At 66.9% G+C, this 26,950-nt stretch carries 30 protein-coding genes; 11 read left to right on the forward strand and 19 right to left on the reverse strand.

Features of this window, described 5'->3' with window-relative positions:
* Window positions 1-8: 8 nt before the first annotated feature.
* Window positions 9-1,205 carry an FAD-dependent oxidoreductase gene (locus tag ACN8ZM_RS19860; RefSeq protein ID WP_420212146.1) on the reverse strand — a complete coding sequence of 399 codons (1,197 nt, stop codon included), beginning with the start codon at window positions 1,203-1,205 and terminating at the stop codon, window positions 9-11.
* A 153-nt stretch (window positions 1,206-1,358) separates the two neighbouring features.
* On the opposite strand from ACN8ZM_RS19860, the gene ACN8ZM_RS19865 reads away from it, so the two are divergent.
* Window positions 1,359-2,279, forward strand: coding sequence for a LysR family transcriptional regulator (locus ACN8ZM_RS19865; RefSeq protein WP_420212647.1), 921 nt, complete (start codon window positions 1,359-1,361; stop codon window positions 2,277-2,279).
* A 3-nt stretch (window positions 2,280-2,282) separates the two neighbouring features.
* Here ACN8ZM_RS19865 and ACN8ZM_RS19870 read toward each other — a convergent pair whose 3' ends face one another.
* The 7 genes from ACN8ZM_RS19870 to ACN8ZM_RS19900 all read right to left on the reverse strand — a co-directional run bounded on the left by ACN8ZM_RS19870 (window position 2,283) and on the right by ACN8ZM_RS19900 (window position 8,936).
* Window positions 2,283-2,798 (reverse strand): GNAT family N-acetyltransferase, encoded by a 516-nt coding sequence (locus tag ACN8ZM_RS19870; RefSeq protein ID WP_420212147.1) that lies wholly within the window; start codon window positions 2,796-2,798, stop codon window positions 2,283-2,285.
* Window positions 2,798-3,640, reverse strand: coding sequence for a hypothetical protein (locus tag ACN8ZM_RS19875; RefSeq protein WP_420212148.1), 843 nt, complete (start codon window positions 3,638-3,640; stop codon window positions 2,798-2,800). Before ACN8ZM_RS19875 ends, ACN8ZM_RS19870 begins: the two co-directional genes overlap by 1 nt.
* Before the next feature lie 157 nt (window positions 3,641-3,797).
* Window positions 3,798-4,376, reverse strand: a complete 579-nt coding sequence (locus tag ACN8ZM_RS19880; protein ID WP_420212149.1) for a hypothetical protein — start codon at window positions 4,374-4,376, stop codon at window positions 3,798-3,800.
* 93 nt (window positions 4,377-4,469) lie between these two features.
* On the reverse strand, window positions 4,470-4,859 hold the full coding sequence (locus ACN8ZM_RS19885) for a lysozyme inhibitor LprI family protein (protein WP_043180025.1): 390 nt from the start codon (window positions 4,857-4,859) through the stop codon (window positions 4,470-4,472).
* Between the two features lie 54 nt (window positions 4,860-4,913).
* Window positions 4,914-5,678, reverse strand: coding sequence for an N-acetylmuramoyl-L-alanine amidase family protein (locus tag ACN8ZM_RS19890; RefSeq protein ID WP_089452254.1), 765 nt, complete (start codon window positions 5,676-5,678; stop codon window positions 4,914-4,916).
* 124 nt (window positions 5,679-5,802) lie between these two features.
* Window positions 5,803-7,422 carry an NAD(P)-binding protein gene (locus tag ACN8ZM_RS19895; RefSeq protein ID WP_420212150.1) on the reverse strand — a complete coding sequence of 540 codons (1,620 nt, stop codon included), beginning with the start codon at window positions 7,420-7,422 and terminating at the stop codon, window positions 5,803-5,805.
* The gene (locus ACN8ZM_RS19900) at window positions 7,422-8,936 is read right to left on the reverse strand and encodes a polyamine aminopropyltransferase (protein ID WP_089452256.1); all 1,515 of its coding nucleotides are present in this window, start codon (window positions 8,934-8,936) and stop codon (window positions 7,422-7,424) included. The genes ACN8ZM_RS19895 and ACN8ZM_RS19900 overlap by 1 nt, the downstream gene beginning before the upstream one ends.
* A 121-nt stretch (window positions 8,937-9,057) precedes the next feature.
* Between ACN8ZM_RS19900 and ACN8ZM_RS19905 the strand changes: the two genes are divergently transcribed.
* From ACN8ZM_RS19905 to ACN8ZM_RS19930, 6 genes are read left to right on the forward strand one after another with little or no spacing between them, the layout of a single operon-like run.
* The gene (locus tag ACN8ZM_RS19905) at window positions 9,058-9,444 is read left to right on the forward strand and encodes a DUF350 domain-containing protein (RefSeq protein ID WP_021163477.1); all 387 of its coding nucleotides are present in this window, start codon (window positions 9,058-9,060) and stop codon (window positions 9,442-9,444) included.
* 27 nt (window positions 9,445-9,471) lie between these two features.
* Entirely contained in the window at window positions 9,472-10,524 is a 1,053-nt protein-coding gene (locus tag ACN8ZM_RS19910; RefSeq protein ID WP_043180019.1) for an SPFH domain-containing protein, read from the forward strand.
* A gap of 9 nt (window positions 10,525-10,533) precedes the next feature.
* Window positions 10,534-12,048: a DUF4178 domain-containing protein gene (locus ACN8ZM_RS19915; protein ID WP_420212151.1), complete on the forward strand. Its 1,515-nt coding sequence runs from the start codon at window positions 10,534-10,536 to the stop codon at window positions 12,046-12,048.
* A complete protein-coding gene (locus ACN8ZM_RS19920; protein ID WP_155291822.1) occupies window positions 12,045-12,194 on the forward strand; it encodes a hypothetical protein in 150 nt (49 codons plus the stop codon). The genes ACN8ZM_RS19915 and ACN8ZM_RS19920 overlap by 4 nt, the downstream gene beginning before the upstream one ends.
* Complete coding sequence (gene speD, locus ACN8ZM_RS19925; RefSeq protein WP_301768457.1) at window positions 12,191-12,574, forward strand: adenosylmethionine decarboxylase; 384 nt, start codon at window positions 12,191-12,193, stop codon at window positions 12,572-12,574. Before ACN8ZM_RS19920 ends, speD begins: the two co-directional genes overlap by 4 nt.
* Window positions 12,571-12,987 (forward strand): hypothetical protein, encoded by a 417-nt coding sequence (locus tag ACN8ZM_RS19930; RefSeq protein WP_420212152.1) that lies wholly within the window; start codon window positions 12,571-12,573, stop codon window positions 12,985-12,987. The genes speD and ACN8ZM_RS19930 overlap by 4 nt, the downstream gene beginning before the upstream one ends.
* Window positions 12,988-13,155: 168 nt before the next feature.
* On the opposite strand, the gene ACN8ZM_RS19935 is transcribed toward ACN8ZM_RS19930, so the two are convergent.
* The 3 genes from ACN8ZM_RS19935 to ACN8ZM_RS19945 all read right to left on the reverse strand — a co-directional run bounded on the left by ACN8ZM_RS19935 (window position 13,156) and on the right by ACN8ZM_RS19945 (window position 15,628).
* Window positions 13,156-13,944, reverse strand: coding sequence for a lysozyme inhibitor LprI family protein (locus ACN8ZM_RS19935; protein ID WP_420212153.1), 789 nt, complete (start codon window positions 13,942-13,944; stop codon window positions 13,156-13,158).
* A 130-nt stretch (window positions 13,945-14,074) separates the two neighbouring features.
* A complete protein-coding gene (locus tag ACN8ZM_RS19940) occupies window positions 14,075-14,962 on the reverse strand; it encodes a DUF4261 domain-containing protein (protein ID WP_301768460.1) in 888 nt (295 codons plus the stop codon).
* A gap of 213 nt (window positions 14,963-15,175) precedes the next feature.
* Window positions 15,176-15,628: a type II toxin-antitoxin system RatA family toxin gene (locus ACN8ZM_RS19945; RefSeq protein WP_027789550.1), complete on the reverse strand. Its 453-nt coding sequence runs from the start codon at window positions 15,626-15,628 to the stop codon at window positions 15,176-15,178.
* A gap of 181 nt (window positions 15,629-15,809) precedes the next feature.
* Between ACN8ZM_RS19945 and ACN8ZM_RS19950 the strand changes: the two genes are divergently transcribed.
* Window positions 15,810-16,850 (forward strand): bifunctional nicotinamide-nucleotide adenylyltransferase/Nudix hydroxylase, encoded by a 1,041-nt coding sequence (locus ACN8ZM_RS19950; RefSeq protein ID WP_420212154.1) that lies wholly within the window; start codon window positions 15,810-15,812, stop codon window positions 16,848-16,850.
* A gap of 74 nt (window positions 16,851-16,924) precedes the next feature.
* Window positions 16,925-18,358, forward strand: coding sequence for a nicotinate phosphoribosyltransferase (locus tag ACN8ZM_RS19955; protein ID WP_205823980.1), 1,434 nt, complete (start codon window positions 16,925-16,927; stop codon window positions 18,356-18,358).
* A 50-nt stretch (window positions 18,359-18,408) separates the two neighbouring features.
* Here the strand turns inward: ACN8ZM_RS19955 and ACN8ZM_RS19960 are convergent, their stop codons facing one another.
* Both ACN8ZM_RS19960 and ACN8ZM_RS19965 read right to left on the reverse strand, forming a co-directional pair.
* A complete protein-coding gene (locus ACN8ZM_RS19960) occupies window positions 18,409-19,083 on the reverse strand; it encodes a hypothetical protein (protein ID WP_420212155.1) in 675 nt (224 codons plus the stop codon).
* A gap of 82 nt (window positions 19,084-19,165) precedes the next feature.
* Window positions 19,166-20,623 (reverse strand): PLP-dependent aminotransferase family protein, encoded by a 1,458-nt coding sequence (locus tag ACN8ZM_RS19965; protein WP_420212156.1) that lies wholly within the window; start codon window positions 20,621-20,623, stop codon window positions 19,166-19,168.
* 126 nt (window positions 20,624-20,749) lie between these two features.
* Here ACN8ZM_RS19965 and ACN8ZM_RS19970 point away from each other — a divergent pair, with 126 nt between their 5' ends.
* Window positions 20,750-21,637: a DMT family transporter gene (locus ACN8ZM_RS19970; RefSeq protein ID WP_420212157.1), complete on the forward strand. Its 888-nt coding sequence runs from the start codon at window positions 20,750-20,752 to the stop codon at window positions 21,635-21,637.
* 58 nt (window positions 21,638-21,695) lie between these two features.
* Here ACN8ZM_RS19970 and ACN8ZM_RS19975 read toward each other — a convergent pair whose 3' ends face one another.
* Complete coding sequence (locus ACN8ZM_RS19975) at window positions 21,696-22,064, reverse strand: VOC family protein (RefSeq protein ID WP_089452268.1); 369 nt, start codon at window positions 22,062-22,064, stop codon at window positions 21,696-21,698.
* A 77-nt stretch (window positions 22,065-22,141) separates the two neighbouring features.
* On the opposite strand from ACN8ZM_RS19975, the gene ACN8ZM_RS19980 reads away from it, so the two are divergent.
* Entirely contained in the window at window positions 22,142-22,843 is a 702-nt protein-coding gene (locus ACN8ZM_RS19980) for a helix-turn-helix transcriptional regulator (RefSeq protein WP_420212158.1), read from the forward strand.
* Window positions 22,844-22,926: 83 nt separating this feature from the next.
* On the opposite strand, the gene ACN8ZM_RS19985 is transcribed toward ACN8ZM_RS19980, so the two are convergent.
* From ACN8ZM_RS19985 to ACN8ZM_RS20005, 5 genes are all read right to left on the reverse strand, one after another.
* Window positions 22,927-23,271 (reverse strand): DUF3088 domain-containing protein, encoded by a 345-nt coding sequence (locus ACN8ZM_RS19985; protein WP_043179994.1) that lies wholly within the window; start codon window positions 23,269-23,271, stop codon window positions 22,927-22,929.
* A gap of 76 nt (window positions 23,272-23,347) precedes the next feature.
* Window positions 23,348-24,529 carry a cystathionine beta-lyase gene (metC, locus tag ACN8ZM_RS19990; protein ID WP_420212159.1) on the reverse strand — a complete coding sequence of 394 codons (1,182 nt, stop codon included), beginning with the start codon at window positions 24,527-24,529 and terminating at the stop codon, window positions 23,348-23,350.
* A 51-nt stretch (window positions 24,530-24,580) separates the two neighbouring features.
* Window positions 24,581-25,306, reverse strand: a complete 726-nt coding sequence (locus ACN8ZM_RS19995; protein WP_043181353.1) for an amino acid ABC transporter ATP-binding protein — start codon at window positions 25,304-25,306, stop codon at window positions 24,581-24,583.
* Between the two features lie 41 nt (window positions 25,307-25,347).
* A complete protein-coding gene (locus tag ACN8ZM_RS20000; RefSeq protein WP_043179990.1) occupies window positions 25,348-26,007 on the reverse strand; it encodes an amino acid ABC transporter permease in 660 nt (219 codons plus the stop codon).
* A gap of 76 nt (window positions 26,008-26,083) precedes the next feature.
* Entirely contained in the window at window positions 26,084-26,884 is an 801-nt protein-coding gene (locus tag ACN8ZM_RS20005) for a transporter substrate-binding domain-containing protein (protein ID WP_420212160.1), read from the reverse strand.
* Between the last annotated feature and the right edge of the window lie 66 nt (window positions 26,885-26,950).

A 26,950-nucleotide genomic window follows, 5' to 3' on the forward strand; every position in this document is an offset into this window, starting at 1 on the left:
TCCAGTTCTTATCGGTCCCGCGCGGGCGTCATCGGCAGGCCCGCTCCCCACGCGCTCGCGAGCGCTTCGATTTCGGCGATCGGATCAGCCTGCCGGGCGGGTTCGTGCGTGTCGTTGCCGAACAGCCGGTGAGCGAAGTCCCGTGCGTGCAGCGTGATGGCCGCGGTTTTCGGGCTGCGCCGCAGCGTGAAAGCCGTGAGCGCAGCGTCGAGGTCGCGGACGTTGCCGTTCCCGTTCCCGTGTTCATCGAGGCAGCGCGCGAGATGCCACGCGTCCTCGAGCGCCTGGCATGCGCCCTGTCCCGAGGTGGGGAGCGGCGCGTGCGCGGCATCGCCGATCAACAGCACATTGCCGCGGTGCCACACGTCCACCGGGTCGAGATCGTGCACGCGGATCTTCGCGATCGTGCCCGGTGGCGTCGCGCGCATCACGTCCGCAATGGGCGCCGGCCAGCCGTCGAAGAGCCGTTCCAGCAGCGGGCCCGGATCGTCCGGCGCCGCGTCGCCGTGGTCGCTATCGTCGATGTCGGCCTCGGCCCGGGCCGCCGCCCAGTACATGCGATGCGGGTCCAGCGCGACGATGCCGAATCGTTCGCGCTGGCCCCAGTAGTCGAATATCGATACGTCGTCGACGAGCGGCACATCGCTCTGCGCGACGCCGATCCAGTTGACGAAGCCCTGGTAGACGGGTGTGGCGTTGCCGACCACATGGCGTCGCGCGATGGAGTTCATGCGGCCGTCCGCGCCGATCACGAGGTCGGGGGCGATCGTCGCGCCGTTGTCGAAGCGAACGACCGCGCGACCGTCGGTGCCGGTGTCGATCGTCGTCGCGCAGTGGCCGAAGCAGATTTCGATGTCGTGCGCGGCGACGTGCCGGGCCAGCACGGCCTGCAGGTCGCGCCGCAGGATCGAGCGCGTCGGGAAACCCATGCGGCAGTCGAGCGTGCCGATGTCGACGCGCTTGAACGGGGTGCCGTCGCGGCCCATGCACCGCATCGCGCGCAGGTGGCCGCTGACCTTGACGATGTCGGGCAGGAGGCCGAGTTGCTCGAGCACGAAGCCGGCATTCGGCCAGAGCACGACGCCCGCGCCCATCGTCGTCTCGGACGGCCTGCGTTCGTAGAGCCGTATCCGGTGCCCCTGCCCGGCGAGCGCAAGCGCGGTGCTCATGCCGGCCACGCCGGCGCCGAGAATGGCGATATCCATGTTGATGCTCCCGTAGATTCGTGCGTGCGCTCGCGTCGGCGCGGGTTCGTGCGTCGGCGGCCACGGCTTGACTGGATCCGCATCGTAAATTACGGTCTCGAACGGGATAAGCCGTGAAAAACGGCGAGCTTTGATACCTGAAACGGGATAATGATGCGCAGCAAGCTGGATCTGAACGCGGTGCGCGTGTTCGTGTCGGTCGTCGACGAAGGCAGCTTCGCCGGTGCCGCGCGCGTGCTGTCGATACCCGGTTCCAACGTGAGCCGCCATGTGGCGCAACTGGAGTCGCGTCTCGGCGTGCGTCTGCTGGAGCGCAGCACGCGGCACCTGCGCATGACGGAAGCAGGGCGCCTGCTGCACGAGCGCGCGAAGCCGATGCTCGATGCGCTGACGCTCGCCGAGTTCGAACTGACCTCGCAGCAGACGGAGCTGCGCGGCCTGCTGAAGCTCTGCGTGCCCGGTGAAATCGGGCCGCGCATGCTCGGGCCGATCGTCGCGGAATTCGCCAGCCGGCATCCACGTATCGAAATCGATTGCGATACGAGCCTCGCAGGCGTATCGACGCTGCGCGACGAGTTCGACCTGTCGATCATCGTCAATCGCGGCAAGCTGGACGACAGCACGTTCGTCGTCAGGCCGCTCGTGAGCTTGCCGAGCGTCGTCGTGGCCGCGCCGTCGCTGATCGAACGCACGGGCATGCCGACCCGGACGGAGCAGCTCAGGCAACTGCCGTGCATCACGACGTTGAGCACGCTGAAAGGGCAGCCGTGGCAATTCGCCGACGGCGACGGGCGGGTTCACAAGATTCCGGTCGCGAGCCGGTATCGCGTCAACAGCGGCGAGATGGCGGGGCTGGCGGCGGTGAACGGGATCGGCTTCGCGATTCTCGTCGAACGCGGGTGCGCGGCCGAGCTGGCCGCCGGGCGGCTGGTGCGCGTGCCGCTGGAGATGGCGCCGGCGCCGCTCGAACTGCTGGCCGCCTATTCGAGCCGCAATTCCGTCAACGCGAAGATCCGCGAGCTGCTGCAGTTGATGCAGGCGCGTTTGGCGGCGGCAGGGGCGATGCCGTCATGACGATCATTTCGGCAATGCGCGCCAGTAGCGCACTTCGTCGATGGGCGCACCGTCGATCTCGAACGTCTTGATGTCGTCTTCGGCGACGAAACCTTCGCGTTCATAGAACGCCCGTGCGCGGCGGTTCTCGACCAGCACCCAGAGCGACACCCACGCATGGCCCGCGTCATGCAGCGCACGGCAGGCATGGTCGACCAGTGCCGCGCCGACGCCTTGCCCGCAATGCGCCGGATGCAGATAGATCGCTTCGATTTCGCCCCAGGTGCGGTCCTTGTCGGTGTCGCGCGTCGAGCCGTAGGCGATCCAGCCTGTCGGCCCGCTTTCCGAGAACGCGAGTGCGACATGCGGCCGTCCTGCGTCGAGCGCGTGACGCCACGAAGCGGTGCGCTTCTCGACCGACAGGCCGGCGAGGAACGGGGCCGGCATGATACCCGGATAGGTGGCCTGCCACGACGCGACGTGGATCGCGGCGATGGCCGGGGCATCGGCGGGCGTGGCAGGGCGGATGTCGATTTTCATCAGGGTCGATGGTCGGCGCCGTAAAGAGAATAGAACCGATACGGCAGGTCGCCCAGTTCGCTTTCGACGCGCTCGTACTGGCCAAGCGACTGGAGCCACGCGAGAAACGTGGCCTCGGTCATGAACGATTGCAACGTGTCGACGACTGCTTCGCGCTGCGCGGGATGAATGAAATCACACGTTGCGGTGTTGCAGCCGGGCGAGCCGGTCAGGCAGCGGGATCCCTGCCAGTCGATTCGCGGGTAGCCGGTGGGGCTGAATGCCGACGGATGCCGGATACGGCCGGAGAGCAGGTCGTTCGCACCGACACACCAGAGCATGAGCTGCGCGCGCCAGAGCGGATCGTCGATGCCCAGCACCGAGGTCAGCCACGCGTGAATGTCCGACGTTTCCAGGTATTTGATGCACAGGAACATCGACGACGAAAATTGTCCGCTCGCATGGAACCAGTCTCCGCTACCGGACGAGGGTTCGAGAGCGTGGTTGAAGCACGCGGCCGTATCGAGTGCGCCCGATGGCCAGCATCGGGCCTCCATCAGGCATTGCCCGAGCGTGTCGAGCACATCGCGGCGGAACCCCGGGTACGGTTCGGGAGAGATGCGATCGGGGTGCTGCGAAACGAACCCGGTGATCAACCACTCCAGCAATGCGTGGTGCTGCCCATCGTGGCTGCGTGCGGTCAGGTGCGCCAGCAAGTAGTGGTACCACCGCTGCCATTCGTCGCTCGGGCCGAACGACATCGTGCCGACGACGATTTCTTCGAGCGGCGCGTCGAGCGCCGCGATGTCGATCGATTGCAGATCGCCTTGCAACTCGGCGAATAGCCGTCGCGATTCTCCCATGAACCACGCCTCGCCCATCGGCTTGTCCGGGCGCGGAAATGCCGATCGCAGCCTGGCCAACGCGGAAGGGGAACACCCGCTGCCGGGGATCCATCGAAACGGGGCGGACTGTGTACGCATCAAGAAGCCATGGAGTCGTCACGCGTTGCTGCCGGATTCATTCCGCCGGATCCAGGCTGCCGTCGATCGAAAAGAGGTAGTTGATGTCCACCTGCGATGCATCGCCCGGTGCGTCGGTTTTCTTCAGCACGAATTCGAACACAGGCTCGAACCAGCCGTTGCGCGGGACTTCTCCGCCGAGGATGTCGACCTGATACCAGCCGTTGTCGATCTCGATCACGGGCCTGCCCGGCTCGCGGTAACGCGCAAGCAGTGCGTTGACCGTTGCGTCGTTGACGCGTTCGAGCATCCGCCACGTGTAGAGCATGATCGAACGATGTTCGACGCGCAGCACGTACCCGTCGCGCCGATGCTGCAGGCGGCTTCCCGTCTTCAGCAGTTCGGGTGTTGCGTCATCGAGCGTGAAGATCACCGTGTACGGATGGTTCTCGATGCCGGCCAGCGGAATGACGACGCCTTCCTGCACGGCACGGTCGCCGCTGTCGCTCGTCGTGAACGCCGTTGCGACGTCGTCCGACAGTCCGTGCTGCTCCTGGTAGCGCTTCAGCAGCAGGAGATCGCCGACGAGAAAATAGTCGACCAGATCGTTGAGGACTTCCGGGAATTCATGTCGCATCGCCGCTCCTTTCGCGGTGCCGAAGCGCGGGGATCGCAAGGGCATGAAGCGCCGCGTCGCGAAACGCTTCGCGGCGCGGCACGCGCGAAGCCCTCAGTCGCCGAGCTTCGACGCCACGCAACCGGTGCTCGTGCACTCGCGCTCACGCTCGCGCAGGAACGACAGCCGCGACTGCGTCATGTCGGTCGCGCACTGGAGATCCACGAGGTAGCCGTTGTTGCGCGTCTCGCTGCACTGCGCGTCGCGCTGCTTCAGCCACGCGAGCTGGCCGGCCTTCAGCGTCGCCTGCTGATCGCTGCTCAGTTGCTTGCGCAGGCGGCCGTATTCGTCGTTGAGGTCACGGTCGGATTGCGAGAACTGCGTGCTGCTGCAGTACACCTGGTCGAACGCGCTGTGCGGCTTCGAACAGCCGGCCGCGTGCGCGGCGAACGGAACGGCAAGCGCGAGCAGGGCGCAGGATGCGAGCAGATTCTTCATTTTCATGGTGATGCTCCTGACTGGGTGAAAACCGTTGGGCCCGACGGGCGTCATCGTCGTTTATTTCGGCGCGGTGCACGCGTCGATGCCGCCGGCGATCGCGGTGGACAGCTTCTGGATCGTCTCGCGACGCGCAAGCCGCGCTTCCTCGTCCGGATTGACGATCACGCCGGCCTCGACGAGCACGGCCGGAATCGGCGCGGTGCGCAGCACGACGAGATCGTCGAAGCGGTGGATGCCGAGTTGCGGGTCGATCAACGGGCGATTCTCGCCGCGGATCGGCTGCGCGTGATACAGCGACGGCCGTTCGCCGGCCGCCACCAGCCGCTCGGCGATCGCCTTCGCGCAACGCAGGCTTTCCGCATAGTGCGGATTGCGTTCCGACACGAACACCGAGAAGCCGCGGAATTCGCGCTGCCGGCCCGCGTCGATGAACTGCTGCTGCATCGAGTCGTGATGGATCGACACGAACAGGTTCGCGTCGGGTGCCTGCGTCGAACGCTGGTCGAGCGCGATCTCGCGACCGTCGGCCGACGTGCGCAGCACGCGGTCGCCATGCGCGGCGAGCTTTTCGGCGACCGCCGCGGACAGATCGAGGTTGTACAGGTATTCGACGCGGCCGCTCGCGCCGGTGGAGCCCGGGTGCGCCGGCGTATGGCCGGTGTCGACGACGATGTAGCGCCCGGCGGCGGGCGTGGTGCCGGCAGGGGCTGCGGTGTCGGCCGCATGCAGTGCCAGCGGCGCGCCGAGCAGCGGGGCGCAGGCGAGCATGCGCGCGGCGGCGCGCGCGAACGGGCGAAGGCGTCGGATGGTTCGGTTCGTCATTGTTGTTGTCGAGGCGGGCATACGGCGCGTCGGACGGCGCGGCGCCATCGGCCTGCTCAATGCAGTCGGAATGTCGCGCGATTATAGCGGGTGGCGGCGCCGCCGCAATGACGGATGACGGCCGTCAGGCCAGCACGCGCCGGGCGGCGAGCATGCCCCAGTACGACGCTTCCTCGAACAGCGACAGCCCGGACAGGTCCGCATGCGCGAACACGACGGGGCCGTCGGCATCGCGCAGCGCGAGCAGCCCCGGCCGGCTCAGGAAGCCGACGTCGGGCGTCGCCATCGCGTGGCCGCGCACGGTGATCTCGAGCGCCGTCGCGTGTTTCCACAGGTCGCGCCCGTAGACGGCCTGCAGATCGATCGCCGCCTGTTCGCGCAACGCATCGGGCTTCGCCTGCGCGAGCCAGCGGCGCGTGTCGTCCGGCGCTTGCGTGCTCAACGCCTGGTACGCGGAGAACACCGAGCGCGTCGGCGGCGACATGCGGATCAGCTGGTGCGTCGACACGACATAGCCGAGCCCCGCGCCGTCGTAGACGACGTTGTCCCACGCGAGCGGCACGCCCGCTGCTTCGGCCGGCATGCCGTCGAGCAGGAAGTTGGACACGAGCCACGGCGCGCGTGGCGGCAGGTCGCGCGCAGGGTCGAAGCCATACGCGCCGAGCTGCGGAAACACGCGCGCCGCGACGAACAGCGGCATCGCGCAGACGACGCGCCGCGCCTTCAGCGTGAACGTCGACAGCGCACCGTCGCCGCCGATGCGCGCGCACAGCACGTCGACGCCGCCCGCGCGCTCGGTCGCGCGCACCGCGAAGCCGTCGCGCGACCACGCGTTCGAACCGGTGCGCGCGGTGATCGAATCGGTGAGCTTCGTCACCATCGTGTGCAGCCCGTCGGGCCAGGTCAGCACTGCGCCGTCGCTCGCGTCGCCCGCGTGGCCGCCGCGCGACGAGAAATAGTGCAGGCCGGCCCACGCGGACACGTGCTCGTACCCCGCGCCGTAGTCGTCGCGGCAGCAGTAGTTCAGATACCAGTGCAGCGCCTTCGCGGTGTAGCCCTCGTCGAGCAGCCACTGACGGAACGAGCGCCGGTCGAGTGCGCGCCAGCGCGGGTCGCGCGACGATTCCGCGATCGGGATGCAGAACACCTTGCGGCCATCGGCGCCGCGCGCGGTGCGCAGCATGTCCGTGTACGCGAAGAAGCGTGACTGTTGCGCGAGTGCGTCGGCGCCGAGGCCGGCCGTCGGCACGATGCCGTCCTGCCACTGCCCGGCGATGAAGAGCCGTTCGTCGGGCGCATGGACGAGCACGCGCTCGTCGTACACCGGGCGTGCCGAGAACGGCGCCGATTCGATCACGCCGAGATCGGCGAGCATGTCGCGCAGATGCGTGGATTCGAGCGACGGCAGCGGCAGGTAGTGCGCGCCTTTCGGATAGCCGAGATCGCCGAAGCGGCCGCCGGCCGCGTTGCCGCCGAATTCGGGGCCCGCGAGCACCGTGAAGCGCTGGTGCCCGGCGCGCGCGAGCTGCCACGCGCACGACAGCCCGGCGGCACCCGCGCCGAGGATCGCGACGTCGGTCTCGAGCGTGCCGGACGGCGGCGGCAGCGTTGCATGGTCGCGCAGCGCATGGCCTTCGCGCATGCCGGGGTAGCCGACCTGCGGCGTCGTCTCGATCCAGCCGGTGCGCCCGCAGGCGGCGAGCGACGCGGCCGCCGACGCGACGAGGAACGTGCGGCGGTCCATCAGCGCAGCACGTGCTTCCAGTCGTCGTCGAAACGGCGCACGAGCGGCTGGTCGTTGAGTTCGTTCGGCGACATCGGCAGTGCCGGCATGTCGGCCGGGAAGTGGAACATCTCGGCGGCCGTCTGCGCGTCGAGCCAGCGCGTGGGCACCGAGTAGTGCGTCGGCACGGTGAAGTCGCGGCGCTTGCCGGCGATCACGAAACCCCAGTCGCCGAACGACGGCACGTAGCAGTGGTACGGCCACGTGTTGAGCCCGGCTTCATGCAGCGTCGCGATGATGGTCCAGTACGCGTGCGGCGCGAAGTAAGGCGAGGTCGACTGGATCACCGCGTAGCCGTTCTCCGACAGGTGGCGCGCGAGCAGCCGGAACACGGGCACCGAATACAGCCGGCCGAGCCCGAAGTTGGTCGGGTCGGGGAAGTCGACGACGATCGCGTCGTACACGTCGGCGTTCGATTCGAGCCAGCGCACCGCGTCGTCGTTGATCACGTGCACGCGCGGGTCCTTCAACGAGCCCTGGTTCAGCTTGACGAGCGGCGCGGACGTGGAAAACAGCTTCGTCATCGCGGGATCGAGATCGACGAGCGTGATCTGTTCGAGGTTGCGGTGCTTCAGCAGTTCGCGCACCGCGAGGCCGTCGCCGCCGCCGAGCACGAGCACGCGCTTCGCCCACGGCAGCGCCTCGATCGTCGGGTGGATCAGCGCCTCGTGATAGCGATGCTCGTCGCGCGACGAGAATTGCAGGTTGCCGTTCAGGTACAGCCGCATGTCGTCGTGCCACTGCGTGAGCACGATGCGCTGGTACGGCGTCGTTTCCGAATAGATCGTCTCGTCGCCGTACACGCCGTGTTCGGCCCAGTGCGTGATGCGGTCCGACAGCGCGAAGCCGGCGATGAGCAGCCCGATCACGAGCGACGCGCGCATCAGCTTGCCGCGCACGTTGCGGATCTCGTCGCGGAACAGGTGCGTCGTCCACAGCGCGACGAACGCGTTCAGGAGCCCGAACAGGAAGCTGGTGCGCAGCAGGCCGAGGCGCGGCGCGAGCACCAGCGGGAAGATCAGCGACACGGCGAGCGAGCCGAGATAGTCGAAGGTCAGCACTTCGCTGACGGTATGGCGGAACGCCTGGCGCCGCTGCTGGAACGCGCGCATCACGAGCGGGATCTCCATCCCGATCAGCATGCCGAGCGCCAGCACGAGCGCATAGAGCGCCGCGCGGAAGGGCGCGGCGAGCCAGGCGAACACCGCGAACAGCAGCGCGGCCGACACGCCGCCGAGCAGGCCGACGAGCAGCTCGATGTCGACGAAGCGGTCGAGCACGTCGTCGTCCTCGACGAACTTCGCGAGCCACGAGCCGATCCCCATCGCGAACAGGTAGCAGCCGATCACCGACGAGAACTGCAGGATCGAATCGCCGAGCAGGTAGCTGGACAGCGCGCTGCTGATCAGTTCGTAGCCCAGCCCGCACGACGCGAGCACGAGAATCGACAGGACGAGCGCGCGCTTATGCAGCATGGTGCGTCCGTTGTGCAGCGGTCGGCAATGTGGATATACTGGCGCGGAATTTTGTCGGCTGGCCCTGCGCGGGCCGGCCGGCGACGGGGCGGCGAACCGAGCACAAAATCCGAGGGAAAGAATGAATAGTGCCTATCTCTATGCGGTTCATTTACTGTCGGCGTTCGTGCTGCTTCTTGTGTTCGCGGCAGTGTACCTGAAGGTCACCCCGTTCGACGAACTGGCGCTGATCCGCGACGGCAATGCGGCCGCGACGCTGTCGTTCGGCGGCGCGCTGATCGGCTTCTGCCTGACGCTCGCGTCCAGCATCGCGCACAATTCCACGCTCGGCGAAGTCGTGATCTGGGCCGTCGGTGCGATGGTCGTGCAACTGATCACCTATGCGGCGCTCACGCGCCTGATGCCCGGCATGAATCATGCGATCGAGGATCGCAACGTCGCGATGGGCGGCCTGATGGGCACCGCGTCGCTCGTCGTCGGCATCATCAATGCCGCCTGCCTGACCTGACACGCCACGCGTTTCGAGGAGACCGACATGAGTCTGGGATCGTTTATCCGCAAGCAGTTCGTCGACGTCCTGCAATGGACGGAAGATACCGATGGCGTGCTGGCCTGGCGCTATCCGATGGAAGACATGGAAATCCGGTACGGCGGCAAGCTGACCGTGCGCGAAACGCAGGTCGCGATCTTCGTGAACGAAGGCAAGGTCGCCGACATCTTCCAGGCGGGGTTGTACACGCTGGAAACGAACACGCTGCCGGTGCTCACGTACCTGAAGAACTGGGACAAACTCTTTCAGTCGCCTTTCAAGTCGGACGTCTATTTCTTCAGCACGCGGCTGCAGCTCGGCCGGCGCTGGGGCACTGCGCAGCCGCTGACGATCCGCGACCGCGAATTCGGCTTCGTGCAGGTGCGCGCGTTCGGCATCTACTCGTACCGGATCGTCGACGCGGGCGCGTTCTATCGCGAGGTCAGCGGTACGCGCGCGCAGTACACGGTCGACGATCTCGAACAGCAGCTGCGTAATCTGGTCGTCACCGCGATGAGCACGACGTTCGGCTCGGCCGACGTGCCGTTCGTCGACATGGCCGCGAACCAGTCGCTGCTGTCGCAGCGCGTCGCCGACGCGCTGGTGCCGGTGTTTACGCGCTATGGCCTCGCGCTCGACGCGTTCGCGGTCGAGAGCGTGTCGCTGCCGGCCGAATTGCAGAAGGCGCTCGACCTGCGGATCGGCGCGGGGATGGCCGGCGATCTCGCCCGCGCCACGCAATACCAGACCGCACAGGCGATTCCGCTCGCCGCGCAGAATCCGGGCGGCATCGCGGGTGTGGGTGCGGGGCTCGCCGCGGGCGCGGTGATCGGGCAGGCGATGGCCGGCCAGATGGCGGGTGCCGCGCAACCGGCACCGGCTGCACCGCCTGCGCCCGCCGCGGCACCGGCCGCCGCCGCGCAGCCTGCCGCGCCGGCGGAAGGGACCGATTACGTGCAGCGCCTCGAGCAATTGAAGGCGCTGTTCGACAAGGGCCTCGTGACCGAAGACGAATATTCGCGCGCGAAGGCCGAGATCCTCGCGAAGCTCACCCGGTAAGCGTCGCGCATGTTCAGTACCTCGTGCCCCCAGTGCGGCGCGCCGGTCGAGTTTCGCTCGGCGGCGGCGGTGATAGCCGTCTGCGCGTTCTGCCGCAGCACGCTGCTCAAGCGCGGCACCGACGTCGAACGTATCGGCGAACTGGCCACCGTGCTCGACGATGCGTCGCCGATCCAGATCGGCACGGCCGGGCGCTACGGCAAGCGCACGTTCACGGTGCTCGGGCGCATCCAGATGACCTACGACGCCGGCGCATGGAGCGAGTGGTATGTCGTGTTCGACGACGGCGCGTTCGGCTGGCTGTCGGATGCGTCGGGTCAGTATGCGGTCACGGTGCGCGAGCCCGACGATGCGTCCGGCGGCGCGTGGCCGGCGTTCGGCACGCTGGAGCCGGGCATGCGGATCGACCACGGCGGCCGCGCGTTTCTCGTGTCCGACGTGCGCACCGCGCGCTGCACGGGCGGCGACGGCGAGCTGCCGTTCCGCGTCGATGCCGGCTGGGAGGCGCGCGTCGTCGACCTGCGCACCGGCAACGCCTTCGCGACCTACGACTATTCCGACGCCGATTCGAACGGCGGGAGCCCGGCCGTCTATACGGGCGAAGCACTCGAATTCGATGCGCTCGCGTTCACCGGGCTGCGCGATACCGAACACGATACGCGCGAGAAACGCGGGGCGGAGATGGTGCCGTTCGCGTGCCCGAGCTGCGGCGCGCCGCTGTCGTATGCGCCGAACGTCGCCGACTACGTGGTGTGCGGCAGTTGCCACGCGGGCGTGCAGTGCACAGCCGAGCAGCAGACGGTGTTCGCGGCGCAGCGCAAGCTCGAAGCGGTGAAGGGTGCGCTGGAGCTCGGCGCGATCGGCACGTTCGACGGCGTGAAGTACACGGTGATCGGGATGATGCGTTGCCGCGTGCCGGACGACGAAGAGACGTGGGACGAATACCTGCTGTTGAACCCGAAGCGCGGCTTCCTGTGGCTCGTGCAGAGCGAAGGACGCTGGGAGCGCGTGCAGGTGCTCGATCAATGGCCGACGATCGGCAGCAACGCCGACGTGACCGACGGCGACAAGACCTACCGCCTGCGCGAGGAATACGACTCGGAGGTCGTCTACGTGGTCGGCGCGTTCAACTGGCGCGTGCAGGTCGGCGATCGCACGTCGATCATCGACTACGGCTGGCAGAAGGACAAGCTGACGCGCGAGCGCAGCGACGCGGAGATCGTCTGGTCGCGCGCGCGGCCGCTGTCGGGCAGCACACTTGCCGAACGCTTCGGCACGCCGGCGCTCGCGACGGCTGCGGCGACGGCAACCGCCGCTACCGAGTCGGCGGGCCTGTTCGGCCGGAAAGGCCCGCACAGTTTCGCGCCGCTGCCACTCGTGTTCAGCGCGCTGCTCTTGATCCTGAACATGGGTTCGCTGTTTTCGTTCAGCGGCCGCTCCGTCTACGTGCTGGTCGGCCTGCTGGTGCTGTGGCTGCCTGAATGGCTGTGGAAGAGTTTTGCGTCGGACGGAGGCAACGCGTGATCCGGTACATCCTCTACGGCATCTATGGCCTGATCGTCGTCACGCTGTTCAGCTGCGCGTCGATCGGCGGCAGCGGGTCGGGCGGCAGCGGCTGGGGCAGTTCGTCGGCTCGCAGCGGCTACTCGTCGTATGGATCGCACAAATGACCGCGCGCGACGGGATCGCATCACCGCGCGCGACGTTCGGCTCGCACGTGCTGGCCGACCTGGCCGGCATCGACGCCGCGTTGCTGCGCGACGCCACGCGGCTCGAGGCGTTGCTCACCGAAGCGGCGCGGCAGGCGGGGGCGCGCGTGATCGGCGCGCATTTCCATCATTTCGGCGGCGAGCATGGCGTGACGGGTGTCGTGCTGCTCGCCGAGTCGCACATCACGATCCACACGTGGCCCGAGCATCGCTTCGCGGCCGTCGACGCATTCATGTGCGGTGCGGCGCGTGCAGCCGATGCGGTCGATGCGATCGCCGCTGCGCTCGGCACGCAGGCACAAGTCCGGCAGCAGGTTGCGCGCGGCGGCGCGCCGACGTGAGCGGGCGATTCACTCCCTTTATCGATATGCGTAACAGAATCCGGTTTGCCGCGTGGCTCGGCTGGGTGCTGCTTGCTGGCAACGCTGCCGCCGATGTGCCGCCGAAGCCGCCCGGGCCGGTCGTAATGGTTCACTTCGATTACTACGAGAAGGACAAGGCGCGCCTTCACGCGCTGGAGCAACGGCTGGATCGCGCAGTGAGGCGGGCAGGCGCCGGCGAACTGGGCGAGACCGAACTGCATCGCGACGGCAACGACGGTTATCTGTACCTGTATGGGGCCAGCCCCGACCGGCTGTATGCGGTGGCGCGACCGATCCTGAAATCGTCAGGATGGCTGACCGGTACGGAGGTCACGTTGCGCCGCGATACGGGGGCGGAGACGTTCCCGTTGCGCGGGGACGGCGCACGTTAGCGCGGATGCGGTTCGAATGGCGCGGCTGATGGAGGGAGCGTTGCGGATCGGGCCAGACAGTGCGCTTTTACCCCTGCGGATGTTGGCGACAGGCTGCCGAGGCTTCGTAGCGATGACGCATCGCACGCCGATTCAGGCGCCGGGCGATCGACCGTCGCGACGTTCCCGCTAACGGTCGAACCGGAACGACGATACGCTGTGCAACGTCGCGTCGTCGGTGCCGACGTAGCCCTGCGTCGTCGCGACGACCGCACGCTTGCCGTTGCTCAGCACGGCCCAATAGCACTCGCCGGCCGCCGAGTAGAAGCCGGTTTTCGGATCGTTGATGCGGCACATGATCGTTGCCTGCATGCCGCGCCAGCCGGCACCGGAGAAACGCTCGACCTCCTGTGCGATGCCGGAGCCGTATGACGTCACCCACTTGCCGTCGTCCTGCTTCTCGAATCCCGCTTCTTTCTCCGCGACCGGCTCCAGCGCGCCGTCGACGATATGGAACGCGATGAGGTAGCTGCTGTACGTCATGTTGCGGCCGACGATCGCGATGCAGCGGTTGCCGCCGATTTCGGGGCAGGGCTTCTTCACCTGCCGGTTCGCGAGGTATTCGAACGAGACGCCGAGCGCCGGGTCGCGATAGGTTTTCCAGCCCGCGTGTTTCACCTGCTTCAACGCCTCGGTACGGTCGCGGTAGGCCGTGGCGATGCAGGCGGCGTCGGTGCAGGCGTCGCGCTGCGCGAGCCACGCGCATTGCGACCGGATCACGGCCTGCTGGTCGTCGGCGATGCCGACGGCGTCGTCGTACGCGCTCGACAATGCGCTGTCGGCTGACAGGAGCGCCTCGTCGGCGCAGATCAGGCGATCGGTGCGCGTCTTCGCATGCGCGCATTCGATGCTGTCGGCATGGGCCGACAACGAGAGGCCGATGGCGGCCAGCGTGAGACCCAGGCGAATACCGAACACGGGCGGTTCCTCAGCGGGTTCGAACGGAGGCTGTCACGCCGCCGTCAGGTGATGCCGCGGCGCACGCGGTTCGCGAAGCATCGAACCTGGCGCCGCGCATCATGGTGCGAAGCGGTGTGGCAGGGCGCGCTCAGCGATTGATCTGGTCCGCCGAGATCAGCTCGGCCACCAGCACCGGTGCCGGCCCCTGCAGGTAGTACTCGTGCTCGAGCGGTTCGCGCAGCTTCATGTACGTTTCCGCACCGATCTGCATCGTTTCGCCCGCATGCATCTGCGCGCCGCTTTCCAGCAGGTAGTGCATCACGTTGTTGAAGATGCCCGAATAACGTTCGCCTTCGTGATGACCTGCCGCGAGCGCGGCGAAATCGGGCAGGCCGAACACGTCGGCGCCATAGGTGCGCATCCACACGCCGTCGACGCCTTCGACGTCGTATTTCACGAAGCCGCAGAAGAACAGGTTCAGCGGGATATCCCGCAGCACGTCGAGGCTTTCGTCGCCGAGTTCCTTCGCATTGAAGACGCCGGCCGGCAGCGACGTGTGCGCGTGCTCGTTCAGCACCGCGAGGCCGTTCTGTTCGGCCAGCGCGCCGGCGACGGCTGCCAGCGCGACATACTGTTCGAGCGGATTCGCTTCGTGCCCGGCGTAGTAGAGGATCACATGGCTGCGGCTCGCGCGCACCTGCTGCTTCAGGTCCTGCCCGTAGTGGGCCGGCGCGACGCACGCTTCCAGTGCTTCGGACGGATAGGGCGCGTCGAAGCCGACGAGCTGGACGACGTGGTTGCCCCAGCCGGCGAGCCCGAATACGTGCTCGAGCGTCGGCTCGGTCTCGACGCGCGCCTGCTTCATGCTCGGGTGGTACGCGCGCAGCGCGGCGGTCAGCGCGGCGATATCGACCTGCAGCGGGCCGTCGAAGACGACCGTCACGTTCGGCGGATTCTCGATGTCGGTTGCCGCGACCAGCGCGACGGGGTTTTCGGGTTCTTCCTTGCGGCCAAAGAATCGGGATATCAGGCTCATTGGATTATGGTCGTGTCGAAGCCGTTTCAGGGAGGGGGCCCCGTTCTCTCGGTCGGGGTGCGCCGTCGGAATGGCGGCCGCCCGTAGTTTCCCCGGGTTCGGCGAATCTGGCAAATGCGCGGGGCATGCCCGATGGCGCGGCGGTGGCGCGTTCGAACCCGTTCGGGAGGCGATGACGCGGACACGCCGGGCCGTGTGGCCCGGGGCCGCCGGTCAGTGCGGCAGTGCTTCGGCTTCGGCCCAGCGCTTGAACGAATCGAGCCGCCGGCGTGTCTGCACGAGATAGAACGCGCCGATCAGCGGTTCGAGCAGCCAGCGTAGCCAGGCCGGCTGCGCGCGGAAGTGGTACGTGAATTTCACCTCGGTCGTGCCGGGTGTGTGCTCGGTGAAGTTCCAGCTACCGCTGAAACGTTCGAGCACTTTCGGCCCGTCGACCATTTCGACGGCGGCGACCTGCGGCGGACGGTACGAGATGTAGCGCGACACCATCGTCGCGCCCGACTGGCTGCGGCAGAACGCGTCGACGCCGACGTCGGCCGTCATGCCGTCGAGCAGATAGGCGTCGGTGAGGAAGCTGTCCCACACGAGCCGCCGCGCGTAATCCTGCGACCACGTGAAGAGGCGTCTGCGATCGACGCCGACGGTCCGGCTGACTGAGATCCTCATGATGGCGGGCGCACTGGTGCGGATTGGGATGAAATCGAGTGTAACCCGCCCGTGCCGCGCATTTCTTCAGACTTCGTCAAGTCGAGGATGGGCTCGATTGACGCCCCCCGGGATTTCCCCTAGGATTCATTCCAACCCTTCGGGAAAGACCCGAAGCGTTTCAATCTCTTGAGGGAGCCTCATGAGTACGCAACAGAACCGGCGCTTCGACGCGCTCGTTTTCATCGGTCGTTTCCAGCCTCCGCATCGTGGTCACCTGAATGTGCTGAAGTCGGCACTGAGCCGGGCCGAGCGCGTGTGCGTGCTGATCGGGTCGACCGACAAGCCCCGCACCATCAAGGATCCGTTCTCGTTCGACGAGCGCCGCCAGATGCTGGCTTCGCTGTTCGACGCGTCCGAGCGCGACCGCGTCACGATTGCGCCGTTGCAGGATTCGACCTACAACGACGGCGACTGGGTGCGCTGGGTACAGGACGCCGTCGCGTCCGCGCTCGGCGACATCGCGCAGCGCAAGGTCGGGCTGATCGGCCACGAGAAGGACGCCACGTCGTATTACCTGCGGATGTTCCCGCAATGGGAACTCGTCGACGTCGACGCGACGGAAGACATTTCCGCCACCGAGATCCGCGACCAGTATTTCGCCGAACGCCCCAACAGCTTCGTGCAGTGGGCCGTGCCGGAACCCGTGTTCGGCTGGCTCGAGCGTTTCCGCACGCAGCCGGAATTCGCGCAGCTGAAGTCGGAAGCCGAATTCATCGCCGCGTATCGCAAGGCGTGGGCGGCCGCCCCGTATCCGGTCACGTTCGTGACGGTCGACGCGGTGGTCGTGCACTCGGGCCATATCCTGCTGGTGCGCCGCCGCAGCGAACCGGGCCGCGGCCTGTGGGCGTTGCCGGGCGGGTTCGTGAACCAGGACGAGCGGCTCGACGCAGCCTGTATCCGCGAGCTGCGCGAAGAAACCGGCCTGAAGCTGCCGGAGCCCGTGCTGCGCGGTTCGATCAAGGATCGCCAGGTGTTCGATCACCCGACGCGTTCGCTGCGCGGCCGCACGATCACGCACGCGTGCCTGTTCAACTTCCCGACCGGCGAGCTGCCGCGCGTGAAGGGCAGCGACGACGCCGACAAGGCGCGCTGGGTGCCGCTCAACGAATTCGCGCAGATGCGCAACGTGATGTTCGAGGATCACTTCGACATCGCCTATCACTTCCTGGGGAAGCTGTGATTCGCTGATTCCCCGCACGACGGTCCGCCGCGACAGACGCGGCGGCACTTCAACGGCCTAGAGGAGCTCTAGCCATGCAAAACGATCTCGGCGGCTTTGCCGCGGTTCTCGCCAATCCGATTCTCAACACGGATTCGTACAAGGCTTCCCACTTCCTGCAATATCCGCCCGACGCATCGGCGATGTTCTCGTACGTCGAATCGCGCGGCGGCCGCTACGACCGAACGGTGTTCTTCGGCCTGCAGATGCTGCTGAAGGAATATCTGTGCAAGCCCGTCACGCACGCGATGATCGACGAAGCGCGCGATTTCTTCACGGTGCACGGCGAGCCGTTCAACGAAGCGGGGTGGCGCACCATCGTCGAACGCTACGACGGCTACCTGCCGGTGAAGATCCGCGCGGTGCCCGAGGGCTCGGTCGTGCCGGTACACAACGTGCTGATGACGGTCGAATGCGACGACCCGCAGGTGTTCTGGCTCGCGTCGTATCTCGAGACGATGCTGCTGCGCGTGTGGTATCCGGTGACGGTCGCGACGCGTAGCTGGCACCTGCGGCAGACGATCCGCCACTTCCTCGAAAAGACCGACGACGATCTCGCGCAACTGCCGTTCAAGCTGCACGACTTCGGCGCGCGCGGCGTATCGAGCGCGGAGTCGGCCGCGATCGGCGGTGCCGCGCACCTCGTGAACTTCATGGGTTCGGACACGGTGCTCGGCGTACTGGCCGCGAACCGCTTCTATCGTGAGCCGATGGCTGCATATTCGGTGCCCGCGGCCGAGCACAGCACGATCACGTCGTGGGGGCGTGAGCACGAAGCCGATGCGTACCGGAACATGATTCGCCGCTTTGGGCTGCCCGGTGCGATCGTGTCGGTCGTATCGGACTCCTACGATCTGTTTGCCGCACTCGATCTGTGGGGCGGCGAGCTTCGCCAGGCCGTGCTCGATTCAGGTGCGACGCTGGTCGTGCGCCCCGATTCGGGCGACCCCGTGACGATCGTGCTGCAGACCGTGCGTGCGCTCGACGCATCGTTCGGCTCGACCGTGAACGGCAAGGGGCGGCGCGTGCTGAATCGCGTGCGCGTGATCCAGGGCGACGGCGTTGACGAGCTGTCGATCGAAGCGATTCTTTCGGCGCTCGACGACGCGGGCTATGCGGCCGGCAACGTCGTGTTCGGCATGGGCGGCGGGCTGCTGCAGCAGGTGAACCGCGATACGCAGCGCTTCGCGATGAAGTGCTCGGCGATCCGGCGCGGCGGCGTGTGGCACGACGTCCGCAAGGATCCGGTCACCGATCAGGGCAAGCGCTCGAAGAAGGGGCGGCTCACGCTGCTGCGCAGTTTCCGCACCGGTGAGTATCGGACGACGACGCTGCCAGCTGCGTGGGACGACCGCATGCTGGAAGGCGAGTGGGAGGAAGCGCTGGAAACGGTGTTCGATACGGGGCGGTTGCTCGTCGATACGTCGTTTGCGGAAGTGCGGGCGAGGGCGCACGCGGGAGAGGTGTGAGGTAGACGGGCGGGGGGCACGCGGTGTGTGTGCCGCCCCGCGCCGACCGGTCAGCCGCCCGGCAGGCCGCAACTGCCTTTGCACATCATCAGTCCAAACGGTGAGATCGCATGCCGGATGAATTCGCCCGCTTTCTTGAACGGCGCCTTGACGACCTTGGCCGCCTTTCCCATGGTCGTATCCGGTACATGAACGGTCAGGCTGTCAGTGGCCGGTCCACCGATCGAGATCGACTCCATGTCGTTCTGTTTCGCCAGCGCGCCAAGCGCGGCGTCGCTCAGGAACGGCGCTCTCGTGCCGACCATCGGTGAGTTCTTGCAGAGGATGTATTCACCGTCAGGCTTGAATCCTGCGTTCAGCAACGTCAGGCGCTCGGCGGGCGACGGCCTGCCATTGTCATGTCCGAAGCAAATGACGAGGTTCGTCGTAAACGAGGCCTGATTCGCGTCGGCGTAGATGTCCGACAGATAGGGCCGCCAGACTGCGTCCGGATTGTGGATGGCATTCAGGTCTTCGGTGATGTCGCGCGTGCTTTTGAATGTATACGTGTACGCGTAAGTGGCGACCAGCAAGGTTTTGCCGTCGTGACCGAGATAGGACGATGCCCTGGTTGCCTCGACGTATTCGTTGTGGTTCGCGTACTCGTAGACCGCATCGGCGTTCGCATGCGCGGTGGGCAGCAACGCCACGACGAGACAGAGTGCTTTCCCGGAAATGGATCTCATGATTTTTGTTCGAAACGGGGATTTCGGCATTGTGTGATCCGCGATCGAGTTCGGCAAGCCTTGTCGGCATTGCCGAACAGGATCATTGGCAACTCGTCGGATGCGATTCCGGGACGCGTGCCGCCTGCGCCGCCTCCATCGCCCGCGCCAGCGCATCGAACACCGCCGGTCCCTTGCAGCGCGACACGTTGAAGCGCAGGTACGACGTCGCGCTGTGCGACGCGCTGAACACATTGCCGGGCGCGAGCACCACATCGTAATCGAGCGCATGGCGCGCGACGCGCGCGGCGTCGAGACCGTCGGGCAACGCCGCCCACACGAACAGGCCGCCGCGCGGCTCCGTCCAGATCCGCAGCCCGGCGCGCGTGACGCGTCGGAGCGTTTCGCCCATCGCATCCGCGAGGCGCGTACGCAGGCTGTCGACGTGGCGCCGGTACGTGCCGTCGACGAGCAGCCGGTGGACGACGTTCGCACCGATCTGCGCATGGCCGAACGACGTCGCGAGCTTCAGGTCGACGAGCGCCTCGATCCATTCCGGGCGCGCGGCGACATAGCCGCAGCGGATCGCGGCCGACAGCGTCTTCGAGAAGCTGCCGATCGACACGACGCGCGACAGCCCGTCGAAGGCCGCCAGGCGCGGCGCGGGCGTGCTCTCGAAATCCGCGAAGATGTCGTCCTCGACGATCAGCAGGTCATGCTCGGCCGCGAGCGTCAGCAGCCGGTGCGCGACGGGCGCCGCGAGCGTCGCGCCGGTCGGGTTGTGCAGTGCCGAGTTGGTGATGTACAGGCGCGGTTGGTGCTCGGCGAGTACCTGCTCGAAGCGCGCGAGATCGGGGCCGTTCGGCGTGTACGGGACGCTGACGATCCGCGCACGGTGCGCACGCAGCAGCGCCTGGAAGTTGAAGTAGCACGGATCGTCGAGCACGACCGTGTCGCCTGGCTCCAGCAGCAGGCGGCAGACGAGATCGAGCGCGTGCGAGCCGCCGTCGGTCAGCATGATCTGCGTGGGTTCGGCCTGAACGCCGTGTTGCGCGAGCCGCCAGGCGAGCTGCTGGCGCATCGCGGGCAGGCCGAGCGGCGTCGCGTAGTCGGTCAGTGCGTCGGATTCGTCGCGCGACGCGGCGCGCAGCGCGCGGCGCAGGCTCTCGTCCGGCAGCCACGACGGCGGCAGCCAACCGCAACCGGGCTTCACGGACGTCGGCGCCGCCTCGAGCGACTGGCGCGACAGCCACAGCGGATCGAGCCCGCGATCGAGCTGCGGGCCGAGATCGGCGAGCGCGAGCGGTGGCGCGTGCCCCGACACATAGAAACCCGAGCCGCGGCGCGCGACGAGCACGCCTTCGCTCGCGAGCCGTTCGTATGCATCGACGACGGTCGATTTCGACACGCCGAGCGCGTCCGCCATCATCCGGATCGACGGCACGCGCGCGCCGGGCACCAGCGCGCGGCTCGCGATTCGTGCGCGCAACGTATCCATCACGGTTTCCACGCGTGTGCGCGACGGGGTGGGCGGAACGGGAAGCGGCGTGGCCTGGCTCATGGCGAAGAATGAACTGTACGGCCGGTTGTCCAGTACAGTTTGTCCAAATTGTATTGGGCTGTAGCTTACGCGCTTTTCGTGGGCGGCGGATCATCGGTCATCCACTTATCCCATTCAGGATTTCCCGTGCAAAAGACGACCGACGGATGGCTCAGCGGCTTGCTGGGCGTGATCATCTTCAGTGGCTCGCTGCCCGCGACGCGTATCGCGGTGCAGGGGCTCGACCCGCTGTTCCTCACGTTCGCGCGCGCGACGATCGCCGGCGCGCTCGGCCTGCTGCTGCTCGTCGTGCTGAAGCAGCGGCGGCCGACGCGTGCCGAGGCCGTGTCGCTGGCCATCGTCGCGCTCGGGGTCGTGATCGGCTTTCCATTGCTGACGGCACTTGCGCTGAAACACGTGACGTCCGCGCACGCGATCGTGTTCGTCGGGTTGCTGCCGCTCGCGACCGCACTGTTCGGCGTATGGCGCGGCGGCGAACGGCCGCGGCTGCCGTTCTGGATCTTCTCGATCATCGGCAGCGGCGCGGTGGCCGCGTTTGCGTTGCGCAACGGCGGCCAGGCGTCGGTGGTCGGCGATGCGCTGATGCTGGCCTCGATCGTCGCATGCGGGCTGGGTTATGCGGAAGGCGCACGCTTGTCGCGCGAACTCGGTGGCTGGCAGGTGATCTCGTGGGCGCTCGTGCTGTCGCTGCCGCTGATGCTGCCGCTCACGTGGTTCACCTGGCCCGTGTCGTTCGACGGCGTCGATGCCGCTGCGCTGTGGGGGCTCGCGTACGTGTCGCTGTTCAGCATGCTGATCGGCTTCGTGTTCTGGTATCGCGGGCTCGCGCTCGGCGGAATCGCGGGCGTCGGCCAGTTGCAGCTGCTGCAGCCGTTCTTCGGCTTGCTGCTCGCGGCCGGACTGCTGCACGAGACGGTGCCGCCATCGATGGTCGTGGTGACGGTCGTCGTGGTCGGCTGCGTGGCGGGCGCGAAATACTTCTCGAAAATAGTGCCCGTGCGGCGCGCGAGCTGACGCGCGAGTCTGAGCCAATACGCGGGCGCGACCGGTCGAAGGTCGCGCCCGCTCGCGCTCAGTCGTCCGGCGTGCACACGCGCAAGCGGTGGCCGTCCGGGTCGAGCGCGACGAACGTCAGGCCGAATACCGCCGTCATCGGCGCCTGCTCGAACGGCACGCCGAGTGCCTTCCACGCGTCGTACAGGCGCCGGACTTCGCGATCGTCGTCGACCATGAAGGCCAGTTCCGAGCGGTGGCCGGCGCCGCCCGATACGAAATCGCGTGCGCTGGTCGACCACAGGCCCAGATGCAGCCCGTTGTCGAACGTGAAGGCCGCATAGGTGGGAAACACGGCGACCGGCGGCCGGCCGAACAGGCGCTCGTAGAATTGCGCGCTTTGCGCCGGGTCCTCGACATACAGAAGAACGAGATTCGGGGAAGTCATGCGGAGCCGTCCTGGGATCGATTAAGATGCGTTCCATTCTATGAACGGATGCTGTCAGAAAGTGGCAGCATGGAACGATGACGCGTGCCGAACGATTGCTCTCGCTGCTGCAGGTGCTGCGGCGCCACCGCCGCCCGGTGAGCGGCCGCGTGCTGGCCGGGGAACTCGGCGTCAGCCTCCGGACGGTCTATCGCGATATCGCGTCGCTGCAGGCGCAAGGGGCCGACATCGACGGCGAGCCGGGTGTCGGCTATGTGCTGCGCGCCGGGTTCATGCTGCCGCCGCTGATGTTTTCTCAAACGGAACTGGAAGCACTGATGCTCGGTTTTCGCTGGGTCGGGAAGTTTGCGGATGCGCAGCTCACGACGGCTGCCGCCGATGCACTCGCGAAGATCTCCGCCGTGCTGCCCGCCGAGTTGCGTCGCGAGATGGAGTGCACGACGCTGCTCGTCGGCCCGCGCACGATCGTGGATCGGGAAACCATCGACATGGGTGTCGTGCGCGCGGCGATCCGTACCGAAAGCAAGCTCAGGATCCGCTACACGGGCGAGGGCCGGAAAACGATCGGCGAACGGATCGTGTGGCCGTTCGCGCTCGGCTATTTCAATGACGTGCGGATCGTGGCGGCGTGGTGTGAAGGCCGGAACGATTTCCGGCATTTCCGGACCGATCGCATCGTCGGGCTCGAACCGTTGGATGTGCGCTATCCGCGGCGGCGCGCGGCGTTGCTGAAGGCGTGGCGCGCGGCGGGCGCCGACGTGCGCGTGGCGGTGAAGTAACGCGGCCGGCGGCGGAGCGGAGAACGGGCCGCGCATCGCGCGCCCCGTTCCGTGCGGCCGCTCGACCGCACGCGCCGGTGCGCTTAGGCGACGTGCGCCACGCCGTATTGTGCCGACAGGTACCGCCGGATATCGGCAGGCGAATCGATGAAGCGTCGGCCGTTGTGCTCACGAATCGCTAGGGTGTCGTCATCCGGCACCTGTCCGTCGCCGAGCACGAGCACCGGGGCCGACTGGTTGTCCGCACCGAGCAGTGTGACGATCGGCTGGCGCGGACGCGGGGCGTCGATGTATTCGACGTCGACGGCGTCGCGCAACTGCGGATAGAAACTCAGCAGCCCTTCGACGGAAACCGAATCGCCGCAGTAGAACGGACCTTCGGAGTCCTTGAAGAAACCCGGGCGGAGAATGAACAGTGTGTCTTTCATGATGGTCTCGCTATGACAGAGGGAAAAACGTCGAAGAAAACGTGATGTGGGCGTGCATGCGTAACGTCGCCGGATGTCACGCTTCCGCGAGCGCGGCGGCGCGCATTCTCGCGAAGCCGGCGGCGAGGTCGGCAATCATGTCGTCGGGATGCTCGAGCCCCGCATGAATCCGCAGCAGCGGGCCGGTCGCCGCCCATTGGGTGGCGGTGCGGTTACGCGCCGGATTGGACGGGATGATCAGGCTCTCGAAGCCGCCCCAGCTATACCCCATGCCAAAGCACGTCATGCCGTCGAGCAGGGCGCGCACGGCTTCGTCGGCCTGCGGATGCAGCACCACGCCGAACAGCCCGCACGCGCCCGTGAAATCGCGCTGCCACAGCGCATGGCCGGCGTCGCCGGGGCGCGCCGGATACAGGATCCGCGCGACTTCCGGCTGCTGCGACAGCCAGTCGGTCAACACCTGCGCGTTGCGCTGGTGCCGCTCGAGCCGGACCGACAGCGTACGCAGGCCGCGCAGCGCGAGATACGCGTCGTCGCCGCTGACGGTCATGCCGAGTTGCCGATAGAAGCGCGTGACCTTCGGCGCGAGCGCCTCGGTCGTCAGAATCGCCCCCATCAGCACGTCCGAGTGCCCGGCGATGTATTTGGTCGCGGCATGAATCGACACGTCGACGCCATGCGAAAACGAGCGGAAATTCAGCGGCGTGCCCCACGTGTTGTCGAGCAGCACGACCGCGTCGTGCAGGTGCGCAACGCGGCAGATGGCCGGAATATCCTGCACTTCGAAGGTCAGCGAGCCCGGCGATTCGGCGAATACCGCGCGCGTGTTCGGCCGCATCAGCGACGCGATGTCCGCACCGATCGTCGGATCGTAGTAAGTCGTCGCGATGCCGAGGCGCGCCAGCGTTTCGTCGCAGAACGACCGGGTCGGGTCGTACACCGAGTCGGCCATCAGCAGATGGTCGCCCGGATTCAGCACCGCGAGCAGTGCGGTCGTGATCGCACTCAGGCCGCTGGGTGTCAGCAACGCGGCGTGTGCGCCTTCGAGCCGCGCGAGCGCTTTCTCGAGCGCGCGCGTGGTCGGGCTGCCATGACGCCCGTACGCGAGCGGCGTGCCGCGTACGGCGTCGAGTGCGTCGGTGCCGTGAAAGAGCAGCGTCGACTGGCGATAGACCGGCGGGTTGACCGGCGAGCCGGGCTGGCCGTGCGAGCGGCCTTCATGGGCGAGAACGGTGTCGGGCGAATGCAGGTGGTTCAAGATGTCTCCTTTGGGTGTCGATCAATCGATTCGGGGGCAGCCGTCGCGCGGTCAATGCAGGATCTTGTCGAGGAAGTCGCGCGCGCGTTCGGAATGCGGCGCCGCGAAGAACCGGTCGCTGGCCGCGTCCTCGACCACCGCGCCCTGGTCCATGAAGATCACGCGATGCGCGACCTTCCGCGCAAAGCCCATTTCATGCGTGACGCATACCATCGTCATGCCGTCGCGCGCGAGCTCGACCATCACGTCGAGCACTTCGTTGATCATCTCGGGATCGAGCGCGGAGGTCGGCTCGTCGAACAGCATCGCGACCGGGTTCATCGACAGCGCGCGCGCAATCGCGACGCGCTGCTGCTGCCCGCCGGACAACTGCCCCGGATATTTGTGCGCATGCGCCTTCAGGCCGACACGGTCAAGCAGCTTCATGCCGTTCTCGACGGCCTCGTCCTTGCGGCGGCCGAGTACCTTGATCTGCGCAAGCGTCAGGTTGTCGGTGATCGACAGGTGCGGGAACAGCTCGAAATGCTGGAACACCATGCCGACGCGGGCGCGCAATTGCGCAAGCTTCGCGGCGGGATCGCCGAGCCGCGTGCCGTCGACGGTGATGCTGCCTTTCTGGAACGGTTCGAGGCCGTTGATCGTCTTGATCAGCGTCGATTTTCCGGAGCCGGACGGCCCGCACACGACGACCACTTCGCCCTTCGAGACGGCCGCGCTGCATGCCGAGAGCACCTGATGCTTGCCATACCATTTCGATACGTTGTCGAGCGTAATCATGTTCTGTCCGTCGATGGAGTTCATGTGAAGGTCGGGCGCGTTCAATGCGTGGACGGCAGTGCGAGGCGCGTCTCGACGCGGCCCTGCAGCCGCGTGAGCAGCGTGCTGAGGACCCAGTAGATCGCGGCGGCGGCGAGATAGAGCGGCAGCGGCTGGAACGTCGCGGCGATCACCTCCTGCGTCGAGCGCAGCAATTCGGTGACGGTGATCACGGAGACCAGCGACGTGTCCTTGATCAGGCTGATCAGCGTATTGCCGAGACTCGGCACCGCGAGGCGCAGCGCTTGCGGACAGACGACGTAGCGCAATGTCTGTACGTGCGTGAGGCCGAGACTGTGGGCGGCCGCCCATTGCCCGCGGCCGATGCCGAGAATCGCGCCGCGCATGCTCTCGGACAGGTAGGCGCCTGCGTTGAGCGTCAGCGTGAAGATGCCGGCCGTCGTGGGATCGAGCGTGATGCCGAGATCGGGCAGCCCGTAGTAGACGACGAACATCTGCACGAGCAGCGGCGTGCCGCGCATCAGGCTGACGTAGCCTTGCGCGAGGCCGGCGGCAAGCCGGTTGCTGCCGATGCGCATGATCGCGATCACGAGCCCGACGACGAGACCCAGCGCCATCGACGCGACGGCAAACTTCAGCGTGAGCATGGCGCCCTTGACCATCACGGGCAGCGTATGTACGACCAGTTGGAGTGCTTCCATTGCGTGTCTCCTGATTGTGTGCCGGACAACCCGCGCGTTCGTGCATGCCGTGCGCGCGGGCGCGGGGCGGGCTGCGTTATTGCGTCATCGGCTTGGTCGTGTCCGCGCCGAACCACTGCATCGAGATCTTCTTCAGCGTGCCGTCCTGCTGCAGCGACGCCACGGCGTCGTCGATGGCCTTCGCGAATTTCGGATTGCCCTTGCGGAACGGGATGCCCATCCGGTCTTCGCCGCCCGCGAGCACGGAGCCCGGGCGCAGCGGCAGGTGCGAGTTCTTGATCAGGTAGCTGAGCATCAGGCGATCGTTGACCGCCGCGTCGATCCGGCCGGCCGCCAGGTCACGCAGGTTTTCCGGCGTACCGGGGTAGACCTGCAGGTCGATCGCGGGCACGGTCTTGACCAGATCGACATAGTTGCTGCCCATCGTCACGCCGACCTTCTTGCCCTTCAGTTCGTCGAGCGACTTGAATGCGCGCGCATCGTTTTGCCGTTGCAGCAGCTGCGCGGACGAATACACGTACGGCGCGCTGAAATCGAGCGCCTGCTGGCGCGACGGGGTGATCGCGACCTGGTTGACGATCACGTCGAACTTGCCGGCCTGCAGGCCGGCGAGAATCCCGCTCCATTCGGTCGTCACGAACTGCGGCTTCACGCCGAGGCGAGCGGCAACCGCCTTCGCGACGTCGACGTCGAAGCCTTCGAGCTGGCCATCGGCATTGCGATAGTCGAACGGCGGATAGGTGCCTTCCAGCGCGATCTTCAGCACACCGGCCTGCTTGACGGTGTCGAGCAGGTCAGCCGCGTGCGATGTCGCGGTCGCGATGCAGAGGAGGGCGGCCGCGATGCCTTGCTTGAACGTCGGGGTGAAGTGCTTCATGGTTGTCTCCGGGGTTGTTGTCGAAAATTCAGGGTGTGCGACGCCGCGGCGACGGGCGGCGTCGCC

Source organism: Burkholderia aenigmatica, from assembly GCF_048627025.1.
Lineage (GTDB): Bacteria > Pseudomonadota > Gammaproteobacteria > Burkholderiales > Burkholderiaceae > Burkholderia > Burkholderia aenigmatica.